The following is a 5,232-nucleotide window of genomic DNA, read 5'->3' on the forward strand; positions in this document are numbered from 1 at the left end:
AGCTAAGCGACTTCCATATCTCACAGGGGGCAACCCCCAACTACTTCCGGCGTTCTAGGGCTTAACTGCTGTGTTCGGCATGGGTACAGGTGTATCTCCTAGGCTATCGTCACTTAACTCTGAGTAATACCTACTCAAAATTGAATATCTATCAAATAATTAGAAAACCTCACGCTTCGTATCCTCAGTTACTTTGGATAAGTCCTCGAGCTATTAGTATTAGTCCGCTACATGTGTCGCCACACTTCCACTTCTAACCTATCTACCTGATCATCTCTCAGGGCTCTTACTGATATATAATCATGGGAAATCTCATCTTGAGGTGGGTTTCACACTTAGATGCTTTCAGCGTTTATCCCTTCCCTACATAGCTACCCAGCGATGCCTTTGGCAAGACAACTGGTACACCAGCGGTAAGTCCACTCTGGTCCTCTCGTACTAGGAGCAGATCCTCTCAAATTTCCTACGCCCGCGACGGATAGGGACCGAACTGTCTCACGACGTTCTGAACCCAGCTCGCGTGCCGCTTTAATGGGCGAACAGCCCAACCCTTGGGACCGACTACAGCCCCAGGATGCGACGAGCCGACATCGAGGTGCCAAACCTCCCCGTCGATGTGAACTCTTGGGGGAGATAAGCCTGTTATCCCCAGGGTAGCTTTTATCCGTTGAGCGATGGCCCTTCCATACGGAACCACCGGATCACTAAGCCCGACTTTCGTCCCTGCTCGAGTTGTTGCTCTCGCAGTCAAGCTCCCTTATACCTTTACACTCTGCGAATGATTTCCAACCATTCTGAGGGAACCTTTGGGCGCCTCCGTTACCTTTTAGGAGGCGACCGCCCCAGTCAAACTGCCCGTCAGACACTGTCTCCGATAGGGATCACCTATCCGGGTTAGAGTGGCCATAACACAAGGGTAGTATCCCAACAACGTCTCCTTCGAAACTGGCGTCCCGATCTCTTAGACTCCTACCTATCCTGTACATGTGGTACAGACACTCAATATCAAACTGCAGTAAAGCTCCATGGGGTCTTTCCGTCCTGTCGCGGGTAACCTGCATCTTCACAGGTACTAAAATTTCACCGAGTCTCTCGTTGAGACAGTGCCCAAATCATTACGCCTTTCGTGCGGGTCGGAACTTACCCGACAAGGAATTTCGCTACCTTAGGACCGTTATAGTTACGGCCGCCGTTTACTGGGGCTTCAATTCATACCTTCGGATTACTCCTAAGCACTCCTCTTAACCTTCCAGCACCGGGCAGGCGTCACCCCCTATACATCATCTTACGATTTAGCAGAGAGCTGTGTTTTTGATAAACAGTTGCTTGGGCCTATTCACTGCGGCTGACATAAAGTCAGCACCCCTTCTCCCGAAGTTACGGGGTCATTTTGCCGAGTTCCTTAACGAGAGTTCTCTCGCTCACCTGAGGCTACTCGCCTCGACTACCTGTGTCGGTTTGCGGTACGGGTAGAGTATGTTTAAACGCTAGAAGCTTTTCTTGGCAGTGTGACGTCACCAACTTCGCTACTAAACTTCGCTCCCCATCACAGCTCAATGTTATAGAACTAAGCATTTAACTCAATTCACACCTCACTGCTTAGACAGACACTTCCATTCGTCTGCTTTAGTTAGCCTACTGCGTCCCTCCATCACTACATACTCTAGTACAGGAATATCAACCTGTTGTCCATCGGATACACCTTTCGGTCTCTCCTTAGGTCCCGACTAACCCAGGGCGGACGAGCCTTCCCCTGGAAACCTTAGTCTTACGGTGGACAGGATTCTCACCTGTCTTTCGCTACTCATACCGGCATTCTCACTTCTATGCGTTCCAGCGCTCCTCACGGTACACCTTCTCCACACATAGAACGCTCTCCTACCATACCTATAAAGGTATCCACAGCTTCGGTAAATTGTTTTAGCCCCGGTACATTTTCGGCGCAGGGTCACTCGACTAGTGAGCTATTACGCACTCTTTGAATGAATAGCTGCTTCTAAGCTAACATCCTAGTTGTCTGTGCAACCCCACATCCTTTTCCACTTAACAATTATTTTGGGACCTTAGCTGGTGGTCTGGGCTGTTTCCCTTTCGACTACGGATCTTAGCACTCGCAGTCTGACTGCCGACCATAATTCTTTGGCATTCGGAGTTTATCTGAGATTGGTAATCCGGGATGGACCCCTCACCCAAACAGTGCTCTACCTCCAAGAATCTTTATGTCGACGCTAGCCCTAAAGCTATTTCGGAGAGAACCAGCTATCTCCAAGTTCGTTTGGAATTTCTCCGCTACCCACAAGTCATCCAAGCACTTTTCAACGTGCCCTGGTTCGGTCCTCCAGTGCGTCTTACCGCACCTTCAACCTGCTCATGGGTAGGTCACATGGTTTCGGGTCTACGACATGATACTAATGCGCCCTATTCAGACTCGGTTTCCCTGCGGCTCCGTCTCTTCAACTTAACCTCGCATCATATCGTAACTCGCCGGTTCATTCTACAAAAGGCACGCTCTCACCCATTAACGGGCTCGAACTTGTTGTAGGCACACGGTTTCAGGTTCTATTTCACTCCCCTCCCGGGGTGCTTTTCACCTTTCCCTCACGGTACTGGTTCACTATCGGTCACTAGGGAGTATTTAGGGTTGGGAGATGGTCCTCCCAGATTCCGACGGGATTTCTCGTGTCCCGCCGTACTCAGGATTCTGCTAGGTACAAAGACTATTTTAAATACGAGGCTCTTACTCTCTTTGGCTGATCTTCCCAAATCATTCTTCTATAATCTTTGAGTCCACTTTGCAGTCCTACAACCCCGAAGAGTAAACTCTTCGGTTTGCCCTCCTGCCGTTTCGCTCGCCGCTACTAAGGCAATCGCTTTTGCTTTCTCTTCCTGCAGCTACTTAGATGTTTCAGTTCACTGCGTCTTCCTCCTCATATCCTTAACAGATATGGGTAACAGGTAGTACCTGTTGGGTTCCCCCATTCGGAAATCCCTGGATCATCGCTTACTTACAGCTACCCAAGGCATATCGTCGTTTGTCACGTCCTTCTTCGGCTCCTAGTGCCAAGGCATCCACCGTGCGCCCTTATTAACTTAACCTTATTTTCTGACCTTTCAGTCATAAACTCTTTTAATACTACAGCGTTTCGGTTTATTTTCTTGTTACTATTTGATATAGATATTCAATTTTCAATGTGCATTACTTGGTGATCTCTCACCAATGGAGCCTAGCGGGATCGAACCGCTGACCTCCTGCGTGCAAAGCAGGCGCTCTCCCAGCTGAGCTAAGGCCCCACAAGACCTCTCAAGACTAAACAAGACCAATGCGCAGTTCCTTATCCTTAGAAAGGAGGTGATCCAGCCACACCTTCCGATACGGCTACCTTGTTACGACTTCACCCCAATCATCTATCCCACCTTAGGCGGCTGGCTCCTAAAAGGTTACCTCACCGACTTCGGGTGTTACAAACTCTCGTGGTGTGACGGGCGGTGTGTACAAGGCCCGGGAACGTATTCACCGCGGCGTGCTGATCCGCGATTACTAGCGATTCCGACTTCATGTAGGCGAGTTGCAGCCTACAATCCGAACTGAGACTGGCTTTAAGAGATTAGCTTGCCGTCACCGGCTTGCGACTCGTTGTACCAGCCATTGTAGCACGTGTGTAGCCCAGGTCATAAGGGGCATGATGATTTGACGTCATCCCCACCTTCCTCCGGTTTATTACCGGCAGTCTCGCTAGAGTGCCCAACTGAATGATGGCAACTAACAATAGGGGTTGCGCTCGTTGCGGGACTTAACCCAACATCTCACGACACGAGCTGACGACAACCATGCACCACCTGTCACCTCTGTCCCGAAGGAAAGCTCTATCTCTAGAGCGATCAGAGGGATGTCAAGACCTGGTAAGGTTCTTCGCGTTGCTTCGAATTAAACCACATGCTCCACCGCTTGTGCGGGCCCCCGTCAATTCCTTTGAGTTTCAACCTTGCGGTCGTACTCCCCAGGCGGAGTGCTTAATGCGTTAGCTGCGGCACTAAACCCCGGAAAGGGTCTAACACCTAGCACTCATCGTTTACGGCGTGGACTACCAGGGTATCTAATCCTGTTTGCTCCCCACGCTTTCGAGCCTCAGCGTCAGTTACAAGCCAGAGAGCCGCTTTCGCCACCGGTGTTCCTCCATATATCTACGCATTTCACCGCTACACATGGAATTCCACTCTCCCCTCTTGCACTCAAGTTAAACAGTTTCCAAAGCGTACTATGGTTAAGCCACAGCCTTTAACTTCAGACTTATCTAACCGCCTGCGCTCGCTTTACGCCCAATAAATCCGGACAACGCTCGGGACCTACGTATTACCGCGGCTGCTGGCACGTAGTTAGCCGTCCCTTTCTGGTAAGATACCGTCACAGTGTGAACTTTCCACTCTCACACTCGTTCTTCTCTTACAACAGAGCTTTACGATCCGAAAACCTTCTTCACTCACGCGGCGTTGCTCGGTCAGACTTCCGTCCATTGCCGAAGATTCCCTACTGCTGCCTCCCGTAGGAGTCTGGGCCGTGTCTCAGTCCCAGTGTGGCCGATCACCCTCTCAGGTCGGCTATGTATCGTTGCCTTGGTGAGCCGTTACCCCACCAACTAGCTAATACAACGCAGGTCCATCTGGTAGTGATGCATTTGCACCTTTCAATGAATCATCATGCGATAATCCATTTTATGCGGTATTAGCTATCGTTTCCAATAGTTATCCCCCGCTACCAGGCAGGTTACCTACGCGTTACTCACCCGTTCGCAACTCATCCAAGAAGAGCAAGCTCCTCTCTTCAGCGTTCTACTTGCATGTATTAGGCACGCCGCCAGCGTTCGTCCTGAGCCAGGATCAAACTCTCATTAAAAGTTTGAGTTCTCACTCATTTCTGTCACTGACAGATTTATTGTTTTTTTCATTGTTCAGTACTACAACCTTAGTTGTAGTGCCCTGCACATTGGTTCGTCTTGTTCAGTTTTCAAAGGTCTTTGTCACTCAATCTCTCTCAAGCGACAACTATATTAGTATATCACAGCTCCCTGTCTCTGTCAACACTTTTTTGAAACTTTTTTTACTTTTTTCATCCCTGCGATATACACATAGTCCGTACGGGATTCGAACCCGTGTTACCGCCGTGAAAAGGCGGTGTCTTAACCCCTTGACCAACGGACCTTGAGCTTTTCAACTCTTTCTATTATACCTACTTTT

2 tRNA genes and 3 rRNA genes are annotated in these 5,232 nt (G+C 49.5%); all 5 read right to left on the reverse strand.

The window, feature by feature from the left end:
* Position 1 precedes the first annotated feature (1 nt).
* Positions 2-117: ribosomal RNA gene (gene rrf / locus HMPREF9189_RS11755) — 5S ribosomal RNA — on the reverse strand.
* A gap of 76 nt (positions 118-193) precedes the next feature.
* Positions 194-3,096, reverse strand: a 23S ribosomal RNA gene (locus HMPREF9189_RS11760).
* 122 nt (positions 3,097-3,218) lie between these two features.
* A tRNA-Ala gene (locus tag HMPREF9189_RS11765) sits at positions 3,219-3,291 on the reverse strand.
* 51 nt (positions 3,292-3,342) lie between these two features.
* Positions 3,343-4,891: ribosomal RNA gene (locus HMPREF9189_RS11770) — 16S ribosomal RNA — on the reverse strand.
* Together the 16S, 23S and 5S rRNA genes with 2 tRNA genes alongside form the textbook arrangement of a ribosomal RNA operon.
* 233 nt (positions 4,892-5,124) lie before the next feature.
* Positions 5,125-5,196 (reverse strand) — tRNA-Glu (locus HMPREF9189_RS11775).
* Positions 5,197-5,232 lie beyond the last annotated feature (36 nt).

This window comes from Streptococcus sp. oral taxon 071 str. 73H25AP (genome assembly GCF_000146755.1).
Taxonomy (GTDB): Bacteria; Bacillota; Bacilli; order Lactobacillales; family Streptococcaceae; genus Streptococcus; species Streptococcus oralis_T.